The sequence below is a fragment of the Vibrio sp. Evd11 genome (genome assembly GCF_900382755.1).
Lineage (GTDB): Bacteria > Pseudomonadota > Gammaproteobacteria > Enterobacterales > Vibrionaceae > Vibrio > Vibrio lentus.
Map to the genome: position 1 here is coordinate 31,959 of NZ_OSDX01000005.1, position 24,160 is coordinate 56,118.

The window sequence follows — 24,160 nt, forward strand, 5'->3', positions numbered from 1 at the left end:
CCGTGAATTATAGGTACAGAACACGTTGTAGTTCTTGATAGCTGGTGGTGCCTTCCAGCAATTTATCTAGCCCTGATTCTTGCAGTGTTCGCATGCCTTCTCGGCGCGCCAAGTTTTCAATGGCTAACGCGTTCGGTTTGTCTATTAGGCTGCTTTTCAGTTGGTCGCTAAACGGCATAACTTCATAGATGCCCACTCGCCCAGAGTATCCCTGGTTACACTCATTACACCCCTGAGGATTGGCTTTGTAGATCGTTTGGCTGTTAGGGATAGAGTGACGCAGAAATATGTCCGGAGAGTCGTCAGCGGCTTTACAGTGATTGCACAATCGTCTTGCCAGTCGTTGGGCGATAATCAAGCTTAATGATGAAGCAAGATTAAAGGGTTCAATCCCCATGTGAGCCAATCGAGTCACGGTTTCTGCGGCGGAGTTGGTGTGCAATGTCGAAAGGACTAAGTGACCGGTTTGCGATGCTTTGATCGCGATCTCTGCGGTTTCTAAATCGCGGATCTCCCCCACCATCACCACATCGGGATCTTGTCGTAAAAATGATCGCAATGCTTCAGCAAACCCAAAACCGATTTTGGGTGCGACTTGAACTTGATTGATACCACATAGATTGATCTCGACCGGATCTTCAGCTGTTGAGATGTTGCGCTCTGTGGTGTTAAGTACCCGAAGGCCAGTGTAGAGAGAAACGGTTTTACCACTGCCTGTTGGGCCTGTCATTAAGATCATCCCTTGCGGGCGTTTCAATGCATTGAGATAGAGTGCTTTTTGATCTTCGCTGTAACCGAGCTTATCGATATTGAGATTGGCAGCGCTGCTATCTAAAAGACGCAGTACGATCTTTTCTCCCCACAATGTTGGTAGGGTCGATACACGCATATCAATCGCGAGTTCGTCATTTAAACGTAACTTGATACGACCATCTTGCGGCAGGCGACGCTCAGCGATATCAAGTTTGGCGAGGATCTTTAAGCGAGCTGATAAACGGCGACTTAGATGAGAAGCGGGCTGTTGAATCTCAACAAGGATGCCATCGCAACGCAGGCGAACGCGGTAATGTTCTTCGTAGGGTTCGAAGTGGATATCGGAAGCACCTTTACGCACCGCATCAACCAGTATTTGATTGATAAAACGGCTGACAGGGGAGTCGTCTTGGCTGAGGTCTTCAATTGAAGTCATCTCATCGTCAGAGACTTCAACCAGGTTGGCGAGTTCATCTTGGGTGATCTCTTTGCGCTTGGAGTCTTGCCCAGAAATAGAGCGTCCATACAGTTTTCGTATTGCTGCTTCTAATTCGGAGTAGTTAGCGACAACTAATTCGATTTGTAATCCCGTGGCAAAGCGAAAATCGTCTTCAGCCTGTAAGTCGGTTGGGTCGGCCGAGGCGAGTGTGAGAGTTGAGCTCGAAACTGAAATTGGAATGGCGCGATACTTGGTGATCAGCTCACGAAGCCCTAACTGTTCGCATAAAGCTTCATAGTCCGTATTGCCAAGTTGTACCAACGGCAAGCCGAAAATGGCCTGAATGTTATGCGCGAGACTCTCGCCGTTGAAGATGTCTAGAACGAGCAAAGCTTCAGGCGTAGAAACACCTGAAGCATGTACATGTTCCGCAACGGTTTGTTCTTGAGTCAGGCTAAGGAATCCTGCCTGACGAAGAACGGTTGGGAGGTTGGTTAGCACTAAATTAGTCACAACCTTCTAAATCTATAGCGGTTAATGATGCGCCAGTGCGTGTGCATTCCCAGCCAGTTGACTCTCTAGCTATTGAAATAGAAGCACCAGACAATACACCGTCATCAAAGGTGAATTTTAATCCTGTAGAAACGGCAGAATCAATCGCTAACACACCTAAAGAATTTATATCTTCCTTGGTGCCTATATCGGCTAGGGATGTTGGGGTTCCTTCTTCTTGTATGTAAAGCTCAGCTTGAGTTATTGCTGTTTTAAGTGTTGCTAATGCTGAAGATGCTTGGCTTTTTGATACATAGTCTTTGTAAGCAGGAACAGCAATCGCTGATAAAGCACCAATAATCGCAACTACAATCATCAATTCAATTAGCGTAAAGCCTTTCTGGTTCGTTCTTTTGTTCTTGTTATTCATCATCTAATTCCATTCTTTAGTTTGTTTCAGTGCAGGCACTGGTTGATTGAGAGAATAGAAGTCGGAATAGGGAAGTGGAATGGTATTCAGGTGTGGTCGCGAGTGGTTTCGTATTTATTAGTGTGATGTTTCATATGGCACGCAAAATTATGCGACCAACTTAAATAAGTGATTGAAATACTGATAAATTAGGCAATAAAAAGGCACGGTAGTTAACCGTGCCTTTATGAATAAGTTATTTATATTTCAATAGATTAAGCTTTGAATCTCATTGATAAATCCATCGCTTTTAAGTGCTTAGTGAGTGCACCAACAGAGATGTAATCAACACCCGTCTCAGCGAACTCTGCGATAGTGTCGAGAGTGACGTTACCTGAGTTTTCTAGTGCAGCGCGACCTGCATTGATTTTAACCGCTTCACGCATCATGTCCGTGGTGAAGTTGTCTAGCATGATGATGTCTGCACCCGCGTTGATTGCTTGCTCTAGCTCTTCTAGGCTCTCAGTTTCAACTTCTACAGGCTTACCTGGATTAAGCTCTTTTGCTGTAGAGATAGCTTTCTCAATACCACCACATGCGATGATGTGGTTTTCTTTGATTAGGTAAGCATCAAAAACGCCAATACGGTGATTGAAACCGCCACCACAAGCAACAGCGTATTTTAGTGCGCTGCGCAGGCCTGGAATGGTTTTACGTGTGTCTAACAGGCGGCATTCTGTGTGCTTAACTTTGTCTGCGTAGATTGCAGTTGTAGTCGCACAACCCGATAGCGTTTGAATAAAGTTCATTGCATTGCGCTCACCGGTTAATAGTGCACGAGCTGGACCCGTTAATGAGCAAAGCGTTTGGTTTGGTTCAACTTTGTCGCCATCTTCTACGTTCCACTCGATAGTGACTTCACCGCCCAACTGTTTAAACACTTCATCAGCCCAAGCTTTACCGCAGAACACACCGTGCTCACGCGTAATGATGGTTGCGCTGTTGATTGCGTCTGCTGGGATTAGACTTGCCGTGATATCAGCCGCTGGATCTAACGTTCCGCCTAGATCTTCTTTGATGGTCTCAGCCACTGAGCGAGTGATCTCTAGCGGCAGTTGCTCTTTTAAGTAATCAAGGCGTTGGTGGCTGTTATGTGTGTTTTTCATCGCAAATCTAATCTTGAAAGGGAGTGGGAATGGAATGATACTCTTGCTTAACTTCAAATTAAAGAGGCTAGCGCGACTGCTCTATGGGCAAGGTCACATCTTATTGTGCTAGCAGAAAAGAAAGTGAGACTAAGATGACGATCAGCTCCAACGGATGGTATGACAACGCTCGGCATGTTCCTTCCCCTTATTTTGATGCAAGGTCAAAGGGTGACGATATCTCTTTGCTGGTGGTCCACAATATCAGTTTACCACCGGGTCAATTTGGTGGGCCTCACATCGAACAGTTTTTTACGGGAAAACTTGACCCCACTGAGCATCCGTTTTTTAAGGTGATTCACCAAATGGGCGTCTCGGCGCATTGCTTGATTCGTCGCGATGGGGAAGTGGTGCAGTTCGTTTCTTTCTTAGACCGAGCTTGGCATGCGGGTCAATCGAGCTTCGCTGGCCGTGAAAGATGTAATGACTACTCGATTGGCATTGAATTGGAAGGCTGTGACTTTGTTGCTTATACCGAGCTGCAATATCAATCTTTGACTCAATTGACGAATACATTGATGTCGAGGTTCCCGCAGATTACGCGTCAGCGTATCACTGGCCATCAATACATAGCCCCGCTACGAAAAACTGACCCCGGTTTGGTTTTTGATTGGAAGAAATATCAAGGTCAACTGAGCTTCTAAATTCGAATTCACAATAAGACTTTGCTCATTGAAGGGCTCTAGATAATCAATGATGAGCATAATTGTTTGTGAATTTTTGTTGTGCTTTTGTAAAGGAAGTGGTCGGGCGATGAGCATCAATAAATCGAGAGTGTGACGAGCTTATCAAACGCTCTAATGTTAAGACTTATGAACAGGATTTCTGCCTCTAGTGTGCACTTGGTTCGATTTTTAATCAAGTGGCGCTAATCTTTCTGAAACAATTCATTTTTATCCTGAAACTTTCTAGCACGAATACTCCCCAAAAGTATTACCCCTGTAAATGGTAAGACCAATTTGGTTGCTGTTTTAAATTTCATTTGTTAAATCGTGGTTAATTCACACTGCGTTCTATGATGCAGGTCAACTTTAGACTGGACAGTGGCGTTTTAATTATGTTAATTTCTGCCCAACTTAAAATTGGTATTACCAATTGTCAGCGAAGAAAAAGAAGAACAACAAACTATGGCTTATCAAAGGATTCGTCAGCCAAAGCTCTCGGACGTTATCGAACAAGAGTTAGAAAGGTTGATAGTGGAAGGAACACTGGCTCCAGGGCAGCAGCTGCCGCCTGAGCGCGAACTGGCGAAACAGTTCGATGTGTCTCGTCCTTCAATCCGAGAAGCGATACAACGTTTAGAAGCAAAACGCTTGCTTACTCGCCGTCAAGGTGGAGGTACGTTTGTTAGTGAAAATATCTGGAAAAGCTTTTCAGATCCTTTGCTTAATTTGTTGTCCTCCCATTCTGAAACCCAACTAGACTTGTTGGAATCGCGTCATGCGATGGAAGGGATTTCGGCTTACTTCGCGGCATTGCGTGGCACTGATGAAGACTTTGCTCGAATTCAAGCATGCCAAGAAAAAATTCGCGGTGCGCAAGATAAAGGTGATATTGAAGCCGAATCTGCAGCGGTGATGGCTTTTCTTATTGCTTTAACAGAGGCAGCACACAATGTGGTGTTATTGCACATTGTTCGTAGCTTGGCTCCGTTACTCGAACAAAACGTCTTAGAAAATTTAAAGCTGTTGCATCGTCGTAAAGACGTTGTGGAGAAAGTGAGTATACATCGAGCTAACATTGTGGATGCGATCGTTTCAGGACAGCCAGAACAGGCTCGTGAAATGTCACACTCTCATTTAGCTTACATCGAAGAAACATTGATGGATTTGACCAAAGAAGAATCGCGCCGCGAACGTTCTTTACGTCGAATCCAACAGGGTAAATAGCCGTAATACTTCGGCTTTTTACGTGTTTAGTAGAATCCAACTAACAAAAAGGATAGATCGCCATGTCTGACATGAAGCATGACGTTGATGCTCTGGAAACTCAAGATTGGTTAGAAGCTCTTGAGTCAGTAGTACGTGAAGAAGGTGTAGAACGTGCACAGTTTTTACTAGAACAAGTTCTAGATAAAGCGCGTTTAGATGGTGTTGATATGGCTACAGGCATCAACACGAACTACATCAACACAATTCCAGCAGCACAAGAGCCAGCTTACCCTGGTGACGTAACTCTTGAGCGTCGTATTCGTTCGATTATTCGCTGGAACGCAATCATGATCGTATTGCGTGCTTCTAAGAAAGACCTAGACCTTGGTGGTCACATGGCTTCTTACCAGTCAGCTGCAGCGTTCTACGAAGTATGTTTCAACCACTTCTTCCGTGCTCCAAATGAGACGGACGGTGGCGATCTAGTTTATTACCAAGGTCACATCTCTCCAGGTATCTACTCTCGTGCATTCGTTGAAGGTCGTCTAACTGAAGAACAGCTAGATAACTTCCGTCAAGAAGTTGATGGTAAAGGTATCCCTTCTTACCCGCACCCGAAACTGATGCCTGAGTTCTGGCAGTTCCCTACTGTATCTATGGGTCTTGGTCCAATCTCTGCGATCTACCAAGCGCGCTTCCTTAAGTACCTTGACGGCCGTGGCCTGAAAGAAACTTCAGCGCAACGCGTATACGCGTTCCTAGGTGACGGTGAGATGGATGAGCCAGAATCACGTGGTGCTATCTCTTTCGCTGCGCGTGAGAAGCTAGACAACCTATGTTTCCTAATCAACTGTAACCTACAGCGTCTAGATGGCCCTGTAATGGGTAACGGCAGCATCATTCAAGAACTTGAAGGCCTATTCAAAGGCGCAGGTTGGAACGTTGTTAAAGTTATCTGGGGTAGCAACTGGGATTCTCTACTGGCTAAAGACACGACTGGTAAGCTTCTTCAACTAATGAACGAAACTATCGATGGTGACTACCAGACATTCAAATCTAAAGATGGCGCATACGTACGTGAGCACTTCTTTGGTAAGTACCCAGAAACAGCTGCACTAGTTGCAGACATGACTGATGACGAAATCTTCGCTCTTAAGCGTGGTGGTCACGATTCTTCTAAACTGTTTGCTGCATTCAACAATGCAAAAGAAACAAACGGTAAGCCAACTGTAATCCTAGCTAAGACTGTTAAAGGTTACGGCATGGGTGACGCAGCTGAAGGTAAGAACATTGCACACGGTGTTAAGAAAATGGACATGACTCATGTTCAACACCTGCGTGATCGCCTAGGCCTAGAAGACCTACTATCAGATGAGAAAATTGCTGAACTTCCATACCTAAAACTGGAAGAAGGTTCTGCTGAATACGAATACATGCACGCTCGTCGTAACGCTCTACACGGTTACACACCTGCACGTCTTCCTAAGTTTACTCAAGAGTTCAAGGTTCCTGAGCTAGACGCATTCGCACCTCTACTAGGTGAGCAGAAGCGTGATATCTCTACAACTATGGCTTATGTACGTACGCTAAACATCCTTCTTAAAGATAAGAACATTGGTAAGAACATCGTTCCTATCATCTGTGATGAAGCTCGTACATTCGGTATGGAAGGTCTATTCCGTCAGGTTGGTATCTACAACCCACACGGTCAAGAATACACACCTGAAGATAAAGGCATCGTTTCTTACTACAAAGAAGCAACGTCTGGTCAAGTTCTTCAAGAAGGTATCAACGAACTAGGTTCTATGGCTTCATGGGTTGCTGCTGCAACTTCATACAGCACAAACGATCTACCGATGATCCCGTTCTACATCTACTACTCAATGTTCGGTTTCCAACGTATTGGCGACATGGCTTGGTTAGCAGGCGACCAACAAGCTCGTGGCTTCCTACTAGGTGCTACTGCAGGTCGTACAACACTGAATGGTGAAGGTCTACAGCACGAAGATGGTCACTCGCACATTCAAGCGAACACGATCCCTAACTGTATCTCTTACGACCCAACGTTTGCTTACGAGCTAGCTGTTATCATGCAAGACGGTATCCGTCGCATGTACGGTGAGAACCAAGAGAACGTTTACTACTACCTAACAGTAATGAACGAGAACTACGCAATGCCAGCTATGCCAGAAGGCGCTGAAGAAGGCATTCGTAAGGGTATCTACAAGCTTGAATCTCACGCTGGTGCTAAGGGCAAAGTTCAACTAATGAGCTCTGGTACTATCATGAACGAAGCGCGTAAAGCCGCTGAAATTCTAAGCGAAGAGTACGGCGTAGCATCTGACGTATTCTCTGTAACGTCGTTCAACGAACTAACTCGTGACGGCCAAGCGGTAGAGCGTGACAACATGCTTCACCCAGAAGCTGAAGAGAAAGTACCGTACATCACGACTGTTCTTGGTAAAGAACCTGCAATCGCAGTGACTGACTACATGAAGAACTACGCTGAGCAAGTACGTGCGTACATGCCAACTGAGTCTTACAAAGTACTTGGTACAGATGGTTTCGGCCGTTCTGACAGCCGTGCAAACCTACGTCGTCACTTCGAAGTTAACGCTGGCTACATCGTAGTTGCAGCTCTAACTGAACTGGCTAAACGTGGTGATATCGAGAAGTCTGTTGTTGCTGAAGCAATTGCTAAGTTCGATATCGACACTGAAAAAACTAACCCGCAATACGCATAAGACTGGCATTAAGGTAGGTAAATACAATGACAATCGAAATTAATGTACCAGACATCGGTGCTGACGAGGTTGAAGTAACTGAGATTCTTGTAAACGTTGGCGACAAGGTTGAAGAAGAGCAGTCACTGATCACTGTTGAAGGCGACAAAGCTTCAATGGAAGTTCCTGCGTCTCAAGCGGGTATCGTTAAAGAAATCAAGATTTCAGAAGGTGATTCTGTTTCTACTGGTTCTCTTATCATGATCTTCGAAGCGGAAGGTGCTGCAGCAGCACCGGCTGCGCCAGCAGTTGAAGCGGCGGCACCTGTTGCAGCTGCTCCTGCAGCGACGGCCCCTTCTGTTGCGAACGAACTGAAAGAAGTTCACGTTCCTGATATCGGCGGTGATGAAGTTGAAGTAACTGAAATCATGGTAGCTATCGGCGACGCAGTAGAAGAAGAGCAATCTCTTCTTACTGTTGAAGGTGATAAGGCTTCAATGGAAGTTCCTGCACCATTCGCTGGTATCGTTAAAGAAATCAAGATCGCTTCTGGTGATTCAGTATCTACTGGTTCTCTAGTGATGGTATTTGAAGTGGCAGGTTCTGGCGCTCCAGTTGCAGCAGCTCCTGCTCCAGCGGCGGCACCAGTTGCAGCGGCTCCAGCAGCATCTGCTGAGAAAGAAGTGAACGTTCCAGATATCGGCGGTGACGAAGTAGAAGTTACTGAAATCATGGTAGCGGTTGGCGATACAGTAGAAGAAGAGCAATCTCTAATTACTGTTGAAGGTGACAAAGCTTCAATGGAAGTGCCTGCACCATTCGCTGGTACAGTAAAAGAAATCAAGATTGCAGCTGGCGACAAAGTGTCAACAGGCTCTTCAATCATGACTTTCGTTGTTGAAGGCGCAGCTCCAGTAGCAGTAGCGGCTCCAGCACAAGCAGCAGCTCCGGCAGCAGCTCCTGCACCTAAAGCAGCAGCTCCAGCAGCTGGCGACTTCCAAGAGAACGGTGACTACGCGCACGCTTCTCCAGTTGTTCGTCGTCTTGCTCGCGAATTTGGCGTTAACCTTTCTAAGGTTAAAGGTACTGGTCGTAAGAGCCGTATCCTTAAAGAAGACGTTCAGTCTTACGTTAAAGATGCACTTAAGCGTCTTGAGTCTGGTGCTGCAGCATCTGGCAAAGGCGGCGACGGTTCTGCTCTTGGTCTACTACCATGGCCAAAAGTTGACTTCAGCAAGTTCGGCGAAACTGAAGTTCAGAAGCTTTCTAAGATTAAGAAAATCTCTGGCGCTAACCTGCACCGTAACTGGGTAATGATCCCGCACGTTACACAGTGGGACAATGCAGACATCACTGAGCTAGAAGCATTCCGTAAAGAACAGAACGCAATCGAAGCGAAGAAAGACACTGGCATGAAGATCACTCCACTTGTGTTTATCATGAAAGCTGTTGCTAAAGCGCTAGAAGCATTCCCTGCATTCAACTCGTCTCTATCTGACGATGGCGAAAGCATCATTCTTAAGAAGTACGTAAACGTGGGTATCGCAGTTGATACACCAAACGGCCTAGTTGTTCCTGTTTTCAAAGACGTGAACAAGAAAGGTATTTACGAGCTATCTGAAGAACTAATGGTTGTTTCTAAGAAAGCACGCTCTGGTAAGCTAACAGCGGCAGACATGCAAGGCGGTTGTTTCACAATCTCTAGCCTTGGTGGTATTGGCGGTACTGCATTTACTCCAATCGTAAATGCTCCAGAAGTAGGTATCCTAGGTGTATCTAAGTCTGAGATTAAGCCAGTTTGGAATGGTAAAGAGTTCCAACCACGTCTACAGCTTCCACTGTCTCTATCATACGATCACCGCGTGATCGATGGTGCTGAAGGTGCACGCTTCATTACTTTCCTAAACAGCGCACTATCTGACATTCGTCGTCTAGTACTGTAATTGAGAAAGTAATTATTAAGGTGACTTTCGGGTCACCTTAATTCTTTATATAAAGACTATTTTTAGAGAACAGTTTCCGGCATTTCTCATAAACTGCGGGGGAATTGTTGTCTAGCTCACAGGCTAACTTAAAGCTACTTTCACACTGTTAACATCTCTGTAAAATGTTTCCTGTTTGAAAGCCCAATAATTTTAAGAACATCTACTCAGCCTGTTAGGGATAATGACTACAAGAGGTCACAATGAGCAAAGAAATTAAAGCCCAAGTTGTTGTACTTGGTTCAGGTCCTGCTGGCTACTCAGCGGCATTCCGTTGTGCGGATTTAGGTCTAGAAACAGTACTAGTTGAACGTTACAGCACTCTTGGTGGTGTATGTCTAAACGTTGGTTGTATTCCATCAAAAGCACTTCTTCACGTATCTAAAGTAATTGAAGAAGCAAAAGCGATGGCAGAGCACGGCGTTGTATTCGGCGAGCCACAAACGGACATCAACAAAGTTCGTATCTGGAAAGACAAAGTAGTTGATCAACTGACTGGCGGTCTTGGCGGTATGGCTAAGATGCGTAATGTTACTGTTGTTAACGGTTTCGGTAAGTTTACTGGTCCTAACAGCATCGAAGTTGTTGGCGAAGAAACGACAACAATTAACTTTGATAATGCAATCATTGCAGCGGGTTCTCGCCCAATCAAACTTCCTTTCATCCCACATGAAGACCCACGTATTTGGGATTCTACGGATGCACTAGAACTAAACGAAGTACCAGAAAAACTGCTTATCATGGGCGGTGGTATCATCGGTCTTGAGATGGGTACGGTTTACCACTCTCTAGGTTCTAAAGTTGAAGTTGTTGAGATGTTCGATCAAGTTATCCCTGCTGCGGATAAAGACATCGTTAAAGTCTTCACTAAACGAATTAAGAACAAGTTCAAGCTAATGCTTGAAACTAAAGTGACTGCAGTTGAAGCGAAAGAAGACGGTATCTACGTTTCAATGGAAGGCAAAAAAGCACCAGCTGAAGCTGAGCGCTACGATGCTGTTCTTGTTGCTATCGGTCGTGTTCCAAACGGTGCACTTATCGACGCTGAAAAAGCGGGTATCGAAGTTGATGAGCGCGGTTTCATCAATGTTGATAAGCAAATGCGTACTAACGTTCCTCACATCCACGCGATCGGTGACGTTGTTGGTCAACCAATGCTTGCTCACAAAGGTGTGCATGAAGGTCACGTAGCTGCTGAAGTTATCTCTGGTAAGAAGCACTACTTCGATCCTAAAGTAATCCCATCAATTGCGTACACTGAGCCAGAAGTTGCTTGGGTAGGTAAGACTGAGAAAGAAGCGAAAGCGGAAGGCCTGAACTACGAAGTTGCTACTTTCCCTTGGGCTGCTTCTGGTCGTGCAATCGCTTCTGACTGTGCTGACGGTATGACTAAGATGATCTTTGATAAAGAGACTCATCGCGTAATCGGTGGTGCTGTTGTTGGTACTAACGGTGGTGAACTTCTTGGCGAAATCGGCCTAGCAATCGAAATGGGTTGTGATGCAGAAGATATCGCACTTACTATCCACGCTCACCCAACTCTACACGAGTCTGTTGGTCTTGCTGCGGAAGTATTCGAAGGTTCAATCACTGACCTTCCAAACAAAAAAGCAGTAAAAAAGAAGAAGTAATTCTTCTTTAGCCACTCGCTAATGTTTTTAAAAGCCGCTGATTCGTCAGCGGCTTTTTTATGTCTGAAGTAAGGAACAGGAACGTTTCACTCCGAGATGCGAGTACGCTGCGCTTCGGGATACGAAGAGCCATTCCATTCTACAAAAAAGGGTTGACCGCTTAGGCCAACCCTTAAATTATTTACTCGAATCTCGAATCTCGAATCTCGAATCTCGAATCTCGAATCTCGAATCTCGAATCTCGAATCTCGAATCTCGAATCTCGAATCTCGAATCTCGAATCTCGAATCTACTTATAAATGCACAACATGTTCAAGTAGCTATCCGTCAAGGTCGAAAGTTCTTCTTGCGTATCTACACGTTTCGCTTGGATGAATAGCGAGTAACAAATGCCGTGGAATAGGTTGGCAAGATGTTTAGGATCGTGATCGTCGCAAACTTCGCCGCGTTCAATCGCTTTGCTAAACATGTTTTGTACTAACATCTGGTTAGTGCGGTTAGTGGTTACAAACAGAGGCCACACTTCATCACGAGTCGAAGCGCTCCATTCAAACCATACGTTTAACCAATGGCTATCTTGAGCCACTAACGTCACCATTTCAGTCGCAATATTATGTAGGTTTTCTTTTGCGTGAATATCTAAGTCGATATTGTCTGAAAGGAAGTTAGAGAATTGGCGAACTACGTGATTAAGTACTTCATCAACCAAGTCCTCTCGGGTTGGGAAGTAGTTAAATACAGTTGCAACTGATACTTGAGCAATGTCTGCGATGTCTGCATGACCGCCACGGCCAATGCCACGACGAGAGAAAACTTCAAGAGCGATCTCCATCAATTGCAGTTTTCTTTTTAGGGGTGAAAGCCTAGTTCTAGGTCTCTTAGATATTGAGTCCATTTTATTTTCCTTGCCAACGAATTTTTATATTAATGATTTTATTATTATTTAAGCCAAGATGAGTGTAATGGTGCATATGCGAATGGTCAATCCTTTGAGCTTATTTTATAGGCAGTTACATCAAACTTGATCCATAAAGCGTGATCAGGATTGATGTGAAAGGAAGCGACTATTGAACAAGGCATCAGCGCACACTTCGTTGAGAATGTATGAGTAAATTCGAACCAGAAGGTGGTGTGGGTATTTGAGCAATGCTAGACTTACTCACAAAATTGAGCGGCACCAATGACAAACTGTCTACACTTGTCGCAATCACCAAATAAAATGAGAGCAGTATGAAGCATACAGTTGAAGTCATGATCTCCGAGCAAGAAGTTCAGGATCGAGTGAATGAACTAGGTAAACAGATCACGGAACATTACAACGGTAGTGAAGATCTAGTTCTAGTTGGCTTATTACGTGGATCTTTTGTCTTTATGGCGGATCTTGCTCGTGCTATCGATTTAACTCACCAAGTTGATTTCATGACCGCATCTAGCTACGGCAACGGCATGGAAAGTTCGCGTGACGTGCGTATTTTGAAAGACCTTGATGACGACATCCAAGGTAAAGACGTTCTACTTGTAGAAGACATTATCGATACAGGTAACACTCTGACTAAAGTGAAAGAGATTCTAAGCCTACGTGGTCCTAAATCTATCGAGATTTGTACTCTTTTAGACAAGCCTTCTCGCCGTGAAGTGATTGTTGATACTAAGTGGATTGGTTTTGAAATTCCTGACGAATTCGTTGTTGGTGTGGGCATCGATTACGCTCAAAAGTATCGTCACCTACCGTACATCGGTAAAGTTGTACCTCAAGAGTAATTATTACTCTGTTAAGACTGACAAACAAAAAGGCTCGCACAATGCGAGCCTTTCTTATATCTAGTGACTAAACGATAAGGTTTAAACCTTAATAATTAACCAAGAATTGGAGACGATAGGATTTTATCAAGCGCATCTAAGTGACTATTTTCTAACGTGTCATTACTTGAACAACGAACGCCAAGGTCTTGTAGCTTGCCATTACCAATACCATAAACCACACCGTGGATTTCAATATCTTGTCCGCGTTCCCATGCGCTTTGCATGATGGTTGAGTTACCAAGGTTGTAGACTTGTTCTGCAACGTTAATTTCGCATAACTTGTCACCCCATTGTTCACGAGGCAGAGATTCAATTTGCTTACGGTATTTTAGGTAATTATCACGGATGTGAAGTAACCAGTTATTGATTAGACCAAGTTTAGGGTTATCAATCGCCGCATTAACACCACCACAGCCGTAGTGGCCACAAACAATAATGTGTTTAACTTTGAGTACATCTACGGCGTACTGCACAACAGACAGGCAGTTTAGGTCGGTATGAACCACTTGGTTAGCGACATTTCGATGAACAAACAGTTCGCCAGAATACAAACCAGTGAGACGCTCGGCCGGTACACGGCTATCAGAGCAGCCGATCCATAGGAAACCAGGGTTTTGACCCTCTTCAAGCGTTGTAAAATACTCTGGTCTTTGAGATCGAATTTCTTCAGACCATTTAGAGTTGTTTTCAAAAAGCTGTTTAATCTCTGGCATTTTGCGTCTTACGTCCCTTAATTAAGAGTTATAACTATACACAATGTTACAAATTCAATCTCGTAAAAACTGTGTCAACTCGCACTCATCTGACGTGTTCTAGCTGTTAAAATCATTAACTTAGCGTAGAAGCTAGCATCTGGTTATAAGACATTAATAATGTGATTGAATTAACACTTTCTGTGTTACAGACTCATTTGTTAAAGTAATAAGGTTTGTCATTTCATCATCAGGAAGGTGTGTTTTGTTTGGAAGTCGTTTTGCGGATATCAATCTCAAAGGAGATATGTTTGGCGGTGTCACTACAGCCATCATCTCACTGCCTTTAGCGTTAGCATTTGGTGTTGCTTCTGGAGCGGGGGCGGAAGCGGGCTTATGGGGCGCCATTATGGTTGGCCTGTTTGCAGCATTATTTGGCGGTTCCAGCAGTTTGATCTCAGAGCCTACCGGACCAATGACGGTGATCATGACGGCGGTGATGACCAGCATGGTCGCTAAATATCCTGAAACTGGAATGGCAATGACCTTTACCGTCGTGATGATGGCGGGTGCATTCCAGATATTACTTGGGACATTAAAGCTCGGTAAATACGTTACTTTGATGCCATATAGCGTGATCTCCGGCTTTATGTCGGGTATTGGCGTTATTCTGATTATCTTGCAACTGTCTCCATTGTTAGGACACGCAGCTCCATCTGGTGGGGTGATGGGGACGCTTTCGGCGCTTCCCGATACGCTGGCAAATCTGAAATTCAGCGAGCTGTTTTTAGGGGTATTAACGCTCGGTATCCTTTTTGGTTTTCCTACTAAATACCGCAAGTATGTTCCTGCACAATTGGTTGCCCTAGTTGCTGTGACCTTATTATCGGTCATTATCTTCGATACGGATTCTATTCGTCGTATTGGTGAAATCCCGGCTGGCTTACCTTCTTTAGTTATTCCAACGATTAGCCCTGAACTGTTCACAACCATGGTAATCGATGCCTTGGTGCTGGGTACGTTAGGTTGTATCGATACGCTGCTTACCGCGGTGATAGGGGACTCATTAACCCGTAAAGAGCATGACTCTGATAAGGAACTTCGCGGACAGGGTATCGCCAATATGATTTCTGGCTTGTTCGGCGCTTTGCCGGGCGCAGGCGCTACCATGGGCACAGTAACGAATATCCAAGTAGGGGCTCGTTCACCGCTTTCTGGTGTTATTCGAGCGCTAGTTTTAGCGTTAGTTGTATTAGTCGCGGGTGGTTTGACCGAACCGATCCCAATGGCTGTGCTTGCGGGTATCGCCATGTATGTCGGCTTCAATATTCTAGATTGGAGTTTCATTCAGCGTGCTCACAAGGTGAGTTATGCAGGCATGGGTGTGATGTATGGCGTGATGCTCCTTACTGTATTTGTTGATTTGATAATTGCAGTTGGTCTTGGTGTCTTTATATCGAACATCCTGATTATTGAACGTTTGAGTCGTGAACAAGCCAGACAAGTAAAGTCCATCAGTGATGGTGATGACGAAGACGATATCCCGCTGACGGACAGCGAACGTCAGCTGCTAGATACCGCTAACGGTAAGGTGTTGTTCTTCTATCTTTCTGGACCGATGATTTTTAGTGTTTCGAAGGCGATATCGCGTCAGCACTCAAGCATCTCTGATTACGAAGCGATGATCTTAGATCTGACGGATGTGCCAATGATTGATGTGACGGTCGGCCTCGCGTTAGAAAACGCAATCAAAGATGCCCTCGATGCTGAATGTGAGGTTTATCTGTTGTGTCCAAACGAGAATACCCGTCAACAACTAGAGAAATTCCACGTGCTTGATCTTGTGCCGGAATCCAACACCTATCGATTCAGATATGAAGCCCTGACAGCTGCAACAAGCTATGTTGATAGAGATGAACATCAATTTGAGTCAGTTTAATTTTCAGCAATAATCTGACATGAATCAGTTATAGACGCCAAATCTAGTATTTGTGATTAATGCCGTTAAGTGAATAACTTAACGGCATTTTTATGTTTACTGAACACTGAATTGGTTTTCACATAGCTAATATCCTTGTTCGCTTTCGAAAGAAACTCTCACTCGGCATTTGTATTAATCGTTAATCAACGATAAACTTGCTTGCAAAATGGCCGAGTAAACAAGTTTTGAGTTAGGTTCAACTAGCTCGTTTTAAGTTTCACTCTCTTCCTCATACTCGGTCATCAACATCTATCTATCGCAAATGGCAGTCTATCTCTATGTATGCATTAGAAATTGAGCAATTAAGAAAAACTTATGCTGGGGGCTTTGAGGCTCTCAAAGGCATCAGTTTACAAGTAAAAAAAGGCGACTTTTACGCGCTTCTTGGTCCAAATGGTGCGGGTAAATCTACGACCATTGGCGTTATTTCTTCTCTGGTCAACAAAACATCCGGTAAGGTTAAGGTGTTCGGTTACGACATTGATACCGATCTGGAGTTAGCGAAACAGAACTTGGGCTTAGTACCGCAAGAGTTTAACTTTAACCCGTTCGAAACCGTTGAGCAGATTGTGCTGCAACAAGCGGGTTATTACGGCGTGACTAAAACTCTGGCTAAAGAACGCGCGAAAAAGTACCTATCTCAACTCGATTTGTGGGAAAAACGTGGCGAACGTGCGCGTAACTTGTCTGGTGGTATGAAGCGTCGTTTGATGATTGCTCGCGCACTGATGCATGAACCTCATTTGCTGATCCTTGATGAACCAACAGCGGGTGTTGATATTGAGCTGCGTCGTTCTATGTGGGAATTCCTGAAAGAGATCAACGAGAAGCAGGGCATTACCATTATCTTGACCACGCACTACCTAGAAGAAGCGGAAATGCTGTGTCGCAATATCGGTATTATTAACCGTGGCGAGTTGATTGAGAATACGACCATGAAATCGCTGCTGGGTAAGTTAAGTGCTGAGACGTTTATTCTTGATCTTGAAGAGGGCACTGCAGAGCCTAAGCTTGATGGCGTCAATAGCCAAGTAATGGTCAATGGTTCGCTAGAGATCGAAATCGACAAGAACCTAGGTTTGAACGCTATCTTTGCTCAACTGACAGAGCAACAGGTAAAAGTCCTTTCTATGCGTAATAAAGCGAACCGTCTAGAAGAGCTATTTGTGAGCATCGTGCGTGAGGGGAGCAAGTAATATGCATAAATTATATTGGACAGCCTTTTGTAGCTTGTTGACCAAAGAGGTGAACAGATTCACTCGAATTTGGGTGCAAACTCTGGTTCCACCTGCGATCACTATGACGCTTTACTTCATCATTTTCGGTAACCTAATTGGTGCTCGTATCGGTGAAATGAACGGCTTTAGTTACATGGAATATATTGTGCCGGGTTTGATCATGATGTCGGTGATCACCAACTCATACTCTAACGTCGCTTCGTCGTTTTTTAGTGCCAAATTCCAGAAGAACATTGAAGAGCTGCTTGTAGCGCCAGTTCCTAACTATGTGATTATTGCTGGTTTCGTGATGGGCGGTGTAGTGCGTGGCTTGTTAGTGGGTACCATAGTCACATTCGTATCGCTTTTCTTTGTCGACTTGCAAGTTGATCATTGGGGCGTGATTATTGCGACTGTATTTCTAACGTCGATTGTGTTCGCTCTGGGTGGCTTAATCAACGCTGTATTTGCACGCACGTTCGACGATATTTCTATTATCCCAACGTTTATTCTGACACCGTTAACATACCTTGGGGGGGTGTTTTACTCGATCAGTCTATTGCCTGAATTTTGGCAAGGTGTGTCGAAACTGAACCCAATTGTGTACATGGTTAACGCATTCAGATATGGCTTCTTGGGAGTGTCTGATGTTGGTATTGTGACGTCGTTTGCTGTATTGGGTGTGTTTATCGTAGCGCTGTATGGCGTTGCTCACTACCTAGTGACAAAGGGCATCGGCTTACGTAGCTAATGTCTTCCTTGTAAGTCTTGGAATGACAGGCAAAGAAAAAGGTCGATATTACATCGACCTTTTTTATGTTCTGCGTTTTGTGCTTTTGTTTCGCATTTCGAGAAGAGAGCGATTATTCCGCTGTTTCTTCTTTCACTTCTTCTTTCGTTTCCGTGACCAAATCGAGAACTTGGTTGTCGATAAGACGAGTCTTACCTAAGAAAGCTGACATCAAGATTACCGCTTGAGTCGATTCTGAAGTAATGGCTTGCAGCGTTTTAGCATCGCAAATGAAAATCTCATCAGGTTGCAGGTCTGCAGCACGAAGTTGGTCGGTTGCGTCTTCAATGACAGATGCGTAATCGTCACGGCCGCCACGAATAGCACTACTGATCCAACGCATAGTGCGAGCAAGCACAGGTGCGCGCTGGCGCTCGTCGATAGTCAGATTGCTATTGCGAGAGCTCATCGCAAGTCCATCCATCTCACGAACGGTTGGTACGCCGATAATTTGGATATCTAAAGCAAGATCCGTCGTCATATGACTTATGACCGCAAGCTGTTGGAAGTCTTTCTCGCCGAAGCATGCAAAGTCTGGCTGAACGATATTAAATAGCTTAGCAACAATCGTTGCCACACCACGGAAGTGGCCTGGACGAGATGCCCCTTCAAGCATGTGCGAAATGCCAGGTACTTCAACAAACGTCTGTTTGTCTAGTCCATCTGGGTACATCACTTCTGGCGTTGGAGTAAACACAAGCTCAACACCTTCGCCTGTTAGTTTGCTTAAATCAGCTTCTAACGTTCGAGGGTAATTGTTCAGGTCGTCCGCACGGTCAAACTGCATTGGGTTAACAAAAATGCTCACCACAACAATGTCTGCTAATTCACGCGCTTTTTTTACCAGCGTCAGGTGGCCTTCATGAAGGTTTCCCATTGTTGGTACAAAAGCAACGGTACGTCCGTCACGCTTAAACTGTTTAATCTGCTCGCGAAGAGCCGCTATTTCAGCAAAAGTTTGCATAGTAACTCCTAAGCTATTGTATGAGCTTCATCAGGGAAACGCGCGCTCTCTACTTCTTCTTTGTATAGAGCGACGGCTTTACGCATATCGCCTGTTTCAGCTAAGAAATTCTTAGAGAACTTTGGCATATAAGTCGCAGAGATACCGAACATGTCATGCATCACTAAGATCTGACCATCGGTAACGTTGCCTGCGCCAATACCAATCACTGGTACATCACAAGCTTCAGTGATGCGTTTGGCTAATGATGCCGGAACACATTCAAGTAATACGATTTGAGCGCCAGCATTTTGCAGAGCTAGAGCGTCAGCAACCATTTTGTCCGCTTGTTCGTCGTCACGGCCTTGAACTTTGTAACCACCAAAGATGTTCACTGATTGAGGTGTTAACCCCAAGTGAGCACAAACGGGAACCGCGCGCTCTGTTAGCATCTTCACGGTATCAACCAACCAGCTTCCGCCTTCGATTTTAACCATGTTTGCACCAGCACGCATTATGGTTGCAGCGCTCTCACAAGCTTGCTCAGGTGTGGCATAGCTCATGAACGGCATATCAGCCATAAGAAGACAGTTTGGGCTACCAGCACGCACTGAGCGAGTGTGGTAAGCAATTTCGTCGACTGTCACTGGCAATGTGTCAGTTTGGCCTTGTAAAACCATGCCTAGTGAATCACCGACAAGTAATACAGGGATCTCTTGGCTTTCGAATAATTGAGCAAAGCTCGCATCATAAGCTGTCGACGTCGCGAATTTACGGCCTTCTTGTTTGCACTTGATAAGGTCGTTAATGGTTACTTTTTTCATTGGGTTTCCTTAATGCGCTTGGCTATTGTTGCCAAACATTGAGCCCATTTTGATCGACTACTTTGAGTAGTTCGTTCAGCTCAGTCCCATCAGGGAGTTGTAAACTTGGTGCGATTTCAGCAAGCGGGTAGAGTACAAACTCTCGTTCTTTCATTCCATAATGAGGAACGGTTAAGCGCTCTGAATCGATCACCTCATTGCCGTATAGCACAATGTCGAGATCCAAGGTTCTTGGTCCCCAACGTTCGTCTTTACGGACACGCCCTTGCTCTAACTCGATTTTTTGAGTGCAATCAAGCAGTTCAATTGGCGTTAATTCGGTTTGGATTGCCACTACCGCGTTGATGTAGTCGGGTTGATTTTGCGGCCCCATCGGAGTGCTACTATATAGCTTGGAGGTCGCAATAAACGTTGATCGCGGTAGGCTTTTTAGTGTTTCGATAGCCAAATTTGCTTGGCTAACTGGGTCGGCAAGGTTGCTGCCGACCGCAATATAAGCCGTTATCATTCGGATTGCTTACTTTTTTTATTACGGTAAGTCTTACGGCGACGATGACCTGATTTTGATGGTGCGGCAACGTCATTAGCCATAGCTTGGCGCATATTGCGACCGGCTGTTTGATAACGCTCCCACCATTTTGCCAACTCTTTGGTTTCGCCACCTTCGATTTCGCCACGCATTTCTAGGAAATCGTAGCCTGCACGGAATTTGTTCAGTTCCATTAGGCGTACAGCACGTTTACCGTTGCGACGTGGAAGTCGAACTTGCAGCTGCCAAATTTCACGAATAGTCGCGGTGTGACGACGAGGAATAGCAATCGACTTTACTTGCTGATCAAGGATGATGTTACTTGCTTCCATGATTGCATCGTAGTGCGCCATGCCTTGTTCAGCGACTAGCTTGTCCGCTAGCTTATTCATTGGGTACCAAAGAATTGCAGCAAACATGAAGGCTGGGTTTACTCGCTTGCCATCGTCTATACGAAGGTCAGTTGAATCGAGTACTAAATCAAGCATCTGCTCGGTATGAGAATCATAACCTTCAGTGAAGTGCTCAGCCACGGCTGGGAACATCTGTTGGAATAGATTGTACTCACGCATTAAGTGGTAAGTTTCTAAACCGTGTCCTGATTGCAGCAACTTAAGTGATTCTTCGTAAAGGCGCGCAGCTGGGATATCTTTTAGAAGGTGTGCCAACTCTTCGATTGGGTCGGCAGTATCTTCTTCAATATCGAAATCCAGTTTAGCGGCGAAACGCATAGCACGTAGCATGCGTACTGGGTCTTCACGGTAACGAGTTTCAGGGTCGCCAATCAAGCGGATCAGCTTGTCTTCTAAATCTTCCACACCACCCGCGTAATCGTGAATGCTGTAGTCTGCAATGTTGTAGTACATCGCATTAATAGTGAAGTCACGACGCTCTGCATCTTCATCAACATTGCCGTACACGTTATCGCGTAGCAACATGCCTTCATCAGATTGCGCAGAAACGTTTTTCGATGGCTCTTGGTGGTGACCACGGAAAGTTGCAACTTCGATGATGTCGCGACCAAACATGATATGTGCCAAGCGGAAACGGCGGCCAATTAGGCGGCAGTTTCTAAACAGGTTTTTGATCTGTTCTGGCGTAGCGTTGGTTGCGATATCAAAATCTTTTGGTTGAGAACCCAATAAGATGTCGCGCACACCACCACCGACTAAAAATGCATCAAAACCCGCCCCATTTAGGCGATATAATACTTTTAGTGCGTTGTCGCTGATCTGCTTGCGTGAAATATTGTGCTCTTGACGAGTATAAATATTCAGTGCTAATTCGTGGAATCCGCGTTGTTCGCTTGGGGTATTGTCGTTTGTATTCATTAGTTTATAACAAAGTAGGTATCGCCAACTTTGTTTTTCTCTTAGTCCAAAGTGGTAGTGCAGAGTTTAATTGCGGCTAATAATAGCTTAGCGCGAGCCATTTGAGAACATCGTCTGCTTAACCACAGTTGTTGGTTATGGCATTTTTATGTGTCGTTTTTGCTATTTAGCTCTGAACTCGGGTTAATCACGGTGTTCTTTTTGTAAACTATCAGGTAATTGAGCAATGCTCCATTGCTGGCAGCCCCAAAACAAAATCTCGTCAATAGAAGCACTCAAAAGGGCTTCGGTGATATCAAAACCTAAGAATCGCATCGCGTTAATTAGCGTCGGTTTCGGATTGTCGAGATCTATCGCAGTTGCATGATTTTGTTTTGACAGTTTATTACCCAAGCCATCGGTTGCCAATGGTAAGTGCAAGTAACTGACGGTTTTTTGTTTGAGTGTTTTATATAAACTAATTTGACGGCCTGTTGGCTCAATCAAATCCGCTCCTCGCACAACCTCTGTAATGCCTTGGTCGATGTCATCAAGCACAACAGCCAAGTTGTAAGCAAACAAGCCATCTCTACGCTTAATGATGAAATCTTCTTCAGCCAGTGCTTTCGGTATATGAATGTCACCGTGGCGAATGTCGGTAAACGATTCAATAGGGTGCGCCATACGTAAGCGAACGGCTTGGTCACCTGAATCCATTAACGCAGCATTGCGGCAAGTCCCAGTATAAAAGCCGCCAAGGGCTTTGATCTGTTTACGGGTGCATTGGCAATAGTAGGCTTGGTTATCGGCTACCCATGCATCTATTTGAGCTTGGTACAAATCATGACGCTGGCTTTGATACACCACTTCACCATCCCAAAATAGATGATAAGCCTCAAGAGTTTTGAGAATGAGATCTGCGGCGCCAGCCATTTCTCTCGGTGGATCAAGATCTTCCATACGAACCAACCATTGTCCTTGGTTTGATTTCGCTTGAAAGTAGCTGCCGAGTGCGGCAACCAGTGAGCCAAAATGAAGAGGACCTGACGGTGATGGTGCAAAGCGCCCGATATAACTCATGAGTGAAAACCTAGTCTAGATAGAACAACAGTAACCGTTTGTTGGTATTGGTAGCTATTTGATGACAATGAGATAGCGCATGTTGAAAATAGCTTTCAATACAAACAAAAAAGGGAGCGAAAGCTCCCTTTTTTACATCAGCAAGAATTAACCTTGCATTTGTTTCTCTTTGATCTCTGCAAGTGTTTTACAGTCAATACAAAGGTCAGCTGTTGGACGAGCTTCAAGGCGACGAATGCCGATCTCAACACCACAAGAATCGCAGAAGCCAAAATCATCTTCTTCAATCTTATCTAGTGTCTTTTCAATCTTCTTGATAAGACGACGCTCACGGTCACGGTTACGTAACTCTAGGCTGAACTCTTCTTCTTGAGAAGCACGGTCAACTGGGTCTGGGAAATTCGCTGCTTCGTCCTGCATGTGGTGCACAGTACGATCAACTTCTTCCCTGAGCTGGTTGCGCCAAGCTGCTAAAATTTTTGTAAAATGTTCCGTTTGCTCAGGTGACATGTACTCTTCACCTGGCTTTTCTTGGTACGGTTCAACACCTGCGATGGCTAGGATGCCTAGCGCTTTTTTCTTAGATTCTGGCATACAGCATCTCCTATTTACACCTAGTCAACTGCAAAGCAGCTAATTTTAAGGCGGGTATCTATAGCAGAAAGATCTGGTTCTGGCAAATACTCTTATCCAAACTTGTAGTCAAAGTGATTACTTCATCATCTTTGTCTAGCTATTGATAAATTCAACAGCCTGTTTTAGTTGTATTTGAGTACTGCTGAGCTCTGCTTTATAGCAAAGCACTTCAACCCCAGCGTCTTGTGCTTGTTTTAGTAATAACGAATATTTGGCGTCTATATGGTGTGCTGCAGATACTTTTTCAATACCTGAATGTAAAACAGTGAATAAAAGTACGGCTCTATTTCCAGATTCTGCCATTTCTGTGAGTTCACGCAGGTGTTTTTGGCCTCTGGTGGTGACCGCATCAGGGAAAAAGCCTTGTCCTTTGGTTGAGGTATCTTGCTTAGTTGGCGTTTGTTGCTCATCAAGCAAAGTGACACTTTTTACTTCGATATAACAAGGTGGCTTTTCACTGTCTTCCAGCAGAATATCAATTCGACTATTCTCACTGCCATATTTCACTTCAGTTCGTAAAGCGTCATAGCCTAAGAGTTCAACTATAGTCTTATTTTCAATTGCTTCCACTGCCAGTTGGTTCGCTCGCGCAGTATTTACACAAATTCGATGACCTTTATCTGTTTCTGAGATCTCCCAACTGTTTGGGTATTTTCGCTTTGCATTATCTGAGGTTGAATACCAAACCGTGTTACCGGGTGTGGCGCAGCCAGTCATGGCTCCCGTGTTCGCACAATGGATCGTGCGCTCACTGTCGTCAGGCAATGTGATATCAGCAAGAAAACGTTTATAGCGTTTAATAAGAGTCGCTGGCTCTAAAGGGGGATTGAAGTGCATATTACTTATTTAG

Annotated in this window: 21 protein-coding genes; 9 read left to right on the forward strand and 12 right to left on the reverse strand. The window is 44.7% G+C overall.

The features are described from left to right. Positions 1-7: 7 nt before the first annotated feature. The 3 genes from pilB to nadC form a co-directional block, all read right to left on the reverse strand. Positions 8-1,693 (reverse strand): type IV-A pilus assembly ATPase PilB, encoded by a 1,686-nt coding sequence (pilB, locus tag ED652_RS03125; RefSeq protein ID WP_122053515.1) that lies wholly within the window; start codon positions 1,691-1,693, stop codon positions 8-10. A gap of 4 nt (positions 1,694-1,697) precedes the next feature. Further along, positions 1,698-2,114 (reverse strand): type IV pilin protein, encoded by a 417-nt coding sequence (locus ED652_RS03130; RefSeq protein ID WP_122053477.1) that lies wholly within the window; start codon positions 2,112-2,114, stop codon positions 1,698-1,700. A gap of 254 nt (positions 2,115-2,368) precedes the next feature. Then, on the reverse strand, positions 2,369-3,259 hold the full coding sequence (gene nadC / locus ED652_RS03135; protein ID WP_017088708.1) for a carboxylating nicotinate-nucleotide diphosphorylase: 891 nt from the start codon (positions 3,257-3,259) through the stop codon (positions 2,369-2,371). Between the two features lie 83 nt (positions 3,260-3,342). Between nadC and ampD the strand changes: the two genes are divergently transcribed. From ampD to lpdA, 5 genes are all read left to right on the forward strand, one after another. Further along, positions 3,343-3,942, forward strand: a complete 600-nt coding sequence (gene ampD / locus ED652_RS03140) for a 1,6-anhydro-N-acetylmuramyl-L-alanine amidase AmpD (protein ID WP_122053478.1) — start codon at positions 3,343-3,345, stop codon at positions 3,940-3,942. Between the two features lie 483 nt (positions 3,943-4,425). After that, positions 4,426-5,187, forward strand: coding sequence for a pyruvate dehydrogenase complex transcriptional repressor PdhR (pdhR, locus tag ED652_RS03150; protein ID WP_009847596.1), 762 nt, complete (start codon positions 4,426-4,428; stop codon positions 5,185-5,187). 62 nt (positions 5,188-5,249) lie between these two features. After that, entirely contained in the window at positions 5,250-7,913 is a 2,664-nt protein-coding gene (aceE, locus tag ED652_RS03155) for a pyruvate dehydrogenase (acetyl-transferring), homodimeric type (protein ID WP_017108719.1), read from the forward strand. Positions 7,914-7,939: 26 nt separating this feature from the next. Next, positions 7,940-9,835 (forward strand): pyruvate dehydrogenase complex dihydrolipoyllysine-residue acetyltransferase, encoded by a 1,896-nt coding sequence (aceF, locus tag ED652_RS03160; protein ID WP_122053479.1) that lies wholly within the window; start codon positions 7,940-7,942, stop codon positions 9,833-9,835. Between the two features lie 242 nt (positions 9,836-10,077). Then, the gene (gene lpdA, locus ED652_RS03165; protein WP_017106891.1) at positions 10,078-11,505 is read left to right on the forward strand and encodes a dihydrolipoyl dehydrogenase; all 1,428 of its coding nucleotides are present in this window, start codon (positions 10,078-10,080) and stop codon (positions 11,503-11,505) included. Between the two features lie 289 nt (positions 11,506-11,794). On the opposite strand, the gene ED652_RS03175 is transcribed toward lpdA, so the two are convergent. Next, entirely contained in the window at positions 11,795-12,400 is a 606-nt protein-coding gene (locus tag ED652_RS03175; protein WP_017108721.1) for a LuxR/HapR/OpaR family quorum-sensing transcriptional regulator, read from the reverse strand. A gap of 335 nt (positions 12,401-12,735) precedes the next feature. Here ED652_RS03175 and hpt point away from each other — a divergent pair, with 335 nt between their 5' ends. Beyond that, entirely contained in the window at positions 12,736-13,266 is a 531-nt protein-coding gene (gene hpt / locus ED652_RS03180; RefSeq protein WP_010435974.1) for a hypoxanthine phosphoribosyltransferase, read from the forward strand. 95 nt (positions 13,267-13,361) lie between these two features. Here hpt and can read toward each other — a convergent pair whose 3' ends face one another. Then, positions 13,362-14,021 (reverse strand): carbonate dehydratase, encoded by a 660-nt coding sequence (gene can / locus ED652_RS03185; protein WP_017108722.1) that lies wholly within the window; start codon positions 14,019-14,021, stop codon positions 13,362-13,364. Between the two features lie 286 nt (positions 14,022-14,307). Here can and ED652_RS03190 point away from each other — a divergent pair, with 286 nt between their 5' ends. The 3 genes from ED652_RS03190 (at position 14,308) to ED652_RS03200 (ending at position 17,949) form a co-directional block, all read left to right on the forward strand. After that, on the forward strand, positions 14,308-15,939 hold the full coding sequence (locus ED652_RS03190; protein ID WP_170960678.1) for a SulP family inorganic anion transporter: 1,632 nt from the start codon (positions 14,308-14,310) through the stop codon (positions 15,937-15,939). 320 nt (positions 15,940-16,259) lie between these two features. Continuing rightward, positions 16,260-17,177, forward strand: a complete 918-nt coding sequence (locus ED652_RS03195; protein ID WP_017108724.1) for an ABC transporter ATP-binding protein — start codon at positions 16,260-16,262, stop codon at positions 17,175-17,177. A gap of 1 nt (position 17,178) precedes the next feature. Further along, positions 17,179-17,949, forward strand: a complete 771-nt coding sequence (locus ED652_RS03200) for an ABC transporter permease (protein ID WP_122053480.1) — start codon at positions 17,179-17,181, stop codon at positions 17,947-17,949. Positions 17,950-18,061: 112 nt separating this feature from the next. Here the strand turns inward: ED652_RS03200 and panC are convergent, their stop codons facing one another. The 7 genes from panC to sfsA all read right to left on the reverse strand — a co-directional run bounded on the left by panC (position 18,062) and on the right by sfsA (position 24,147). Further along, complete coding sequence (panC, locus tag ED652_RS03205) at positions 18,062-18,952, reverse strand: pantoate--beta-alanine ligase (RefSeq protein ID WP_017106898.1); 891 nt, start codon at positions 18,950-18,952, stop codon at positions 18,062-18,064. A gap of 8 nt (positions 18,953-18,960) precedes the next feature. Continuing rightward, positions 18,961-19,755: a 3-methyl-2-oxobutanoate hydroxymethyltransferase gene (gene panB / locus ED652_RS03210; RefSeq protein WP_017106899.1), complete on the reverse strand. Its 795-nt coding sequence runs from the start codon at positions 19,753-19,755 to the stop codon at positions 18,961-18,963. Between the two features lie 22 nt (positions 19,756-19,777). Further along, positions 19,778-20,263 (reverse strand): 2-amino-4-hydroxy-6-hydroxymethyldihydropteridine diphosphokinase, encoded by a 486-nt coding sequence (gene folK, locus ED652_RS03215; protein ID WP_017106900.1) that lies wholly within the window; start codon positions 20,261-20,263, stop codon positions 19,778-19,780. Further along, entirely contained in the window at positions 20,260-21,615 is a 1,356-nt protein-coding gene (gene pcnB, locus ED652_RS03220; protein ID WP_017106901.1) for a polynucleotide adenylyltransferase PcnB, read from the reverse strand. The genes folK and pcnB overlap by 4 nt, the downstream gene beginning before the upstream one ends. Positions 21,616-21,798: 183 nt before the next feature. Beyond that, positions 21,799-22,674: a tRNA glutamyl-Q(34) synthetase GluQRS gene (gene gluQRS, locus ED652_RS03225; protein WP_065110812.1), complete on the reverse strand. Its 876-nt coding sequence runs from the start codon at positions 22,672-22,674 to the stop codon at positions 21,799-21,801. A gap of 147 nt (positions 22,675-22,821) precedes the next feature. Next, complete coding sequence (gene dksA, locus ED652_RS03230; RefSeq protein WP_017108728.1) at positions 22,822-23,268, reverse strand: RNA polymerase-binding protein DksA; 447 nt, start codon at positions 23,266-23,268, stop codon at positions 22,822-22,824. Positions 23,269-23,403: 135 nt separating this feature from the next. Further along, positions 23,404-24,147 carry a DNA/RNA nuclease SfsA gene (sfsA, locus tag ED652_RS03235; RefSeq protein ID WP_102513031.1) on the reverse strand — a complete coding sequence of 248 codons (744 nt, stop codon included), beginning with the start codon at positions 24,145-24,147 and terminating at the stop codon, positions 23,404-23,406. Between the last annotated feature and the right edge of the window lie 13 nt (positions 24,148-24,160).

Bases quoted from the DNA above. Each gene is read 5' to 3' on its own strand.
- ED652_RS03130 (WP_122053477.1), bottom strand. From the start codon at position 2,114: ATGAATAACAAGAACAAAAGAACGAACCAGAAAGGCTTTACGCTAATT.
- nadC (WP_017088708.1), bottom strand. From the start codon at position 3,259: ATGAAAAACACACATAACAGCCACCAACGCCTTGATTACTTAAAAGAG.
- ampD (WP_122053478.1), top strand. From the start codon at position 3,343: ATGGGCAAGGTCACATCTTATTGTGCTAGCAGAAAAGAAAGTGAGACT.
- pdhR (WP_009847596.1), top strand. From the start codon at position 4,426: ATGGCTTATCAAAGGATTCGTCAGCCAAAGCTCTCGGACGTTATCGAA.
- aceE (WP_017108719.1), top strand. From the start codon at position 5,250: ATGTCTGACATGAAGCATGACGTTGATGCTCTGGAAACTCAAGATTGG.
- aceF (WP_122053479.1), top strand. From the start codon at position 7,940: ATGACAATCGAAATTAATGTACCAGACATCGGTGCTGACGAGGTTGAA.
- lpdA (WP_017106891.1), top strand. From the start codon at position 10,078: ATGAGCAAAGAAATTAAAGCCCAAGTTGTTGTACTTGGTTCAGGTCCT.
- ED652_RS03175 (WP_017108721.1), bottom strand. From the start codon at position 12,400: ATGGACTCAATATCTAAGAGACCTAGAACTAGGCTTTCACCCCTAAAA.
- hpt (WP_010435974.1), top strand. From the start codon at position 12,736: ATGAAGCATACAGTTGAAGTCATGATCTCCGAGCAAGAAGTTCAGGAT.
- can (WP_017108722.1), bottom strand. From the start codon at position 14,021: ATGCCAGAGATTAAACAGCTTTTTGAAAACAACTCTAAATGGTCTGAA.
- ED652_RS03190 (WP_170960678.1), top strand. From the start codon at position 14,308: ATGTTTGGCGGTGTCACTACAGCCATCATCTCACTGCCTTTAGCGTTA.
- ED652_RS03195 (WP_017108724.1), top strand. From the start codon at position 16,260: ATGTATGCATTAGAAATTGAGCAATTAAGAAAAACTTATGCTGGGGGC.
- ED652_RS03200 (WP_122053480.1), top strand. From the start codon at position 17,179: ATGCATAAATTATATTGGACAGCCTTTTGTAGCTTGTTGACCAAAGAG.
- panC (WP_017106898.1), bottom strand. From the start codon at position 18,952: ATGCAAACTTTTGCTGAAATAGCGGCTCTTCGCGAGCAGATTAAACAG.
- panB (WP_017106899.1), bottom strand. From the start codon at position 19,755: ATGAAAAAAGTAACCATTAACGACCTTATCAAGTGCAAACAAGAAGGC.
- folK (WP_017106900.1), bottom strand. From the start codon at position 20,263: ATGATAACGGCTTATATTGCGGTCGGCAGCAACCTTGCCGACCCAGTT.
- pcnB (WP_017106901.1), bottom strand. From the start codon at position 21,615: ATGAATACAAACGACAATACCCCAAGCGAACAACGCGGATTCCACGAA.
- gluQRS (WP_065110812.1), bottom strand. From the start codon at position 22,674: ATGAGTTATATCGGGCGCTTTGCACCATCACCGTCAGGTCCTCTTCAT.
- dksA (WP_017108728.1), bottom strand. From the start codon at position 23,268: ATGCCAGAATCTAAGAAAAAAGCGCTAGGCATCCTAGCCATCGCAGGT.
- sfsA (WP_102513031.1), bottom strand. From the start codon at position 24,147: ATGCACTTCAATCCCCCTTTAGAGCCAGCGACTCTTATTAAACGCTAT.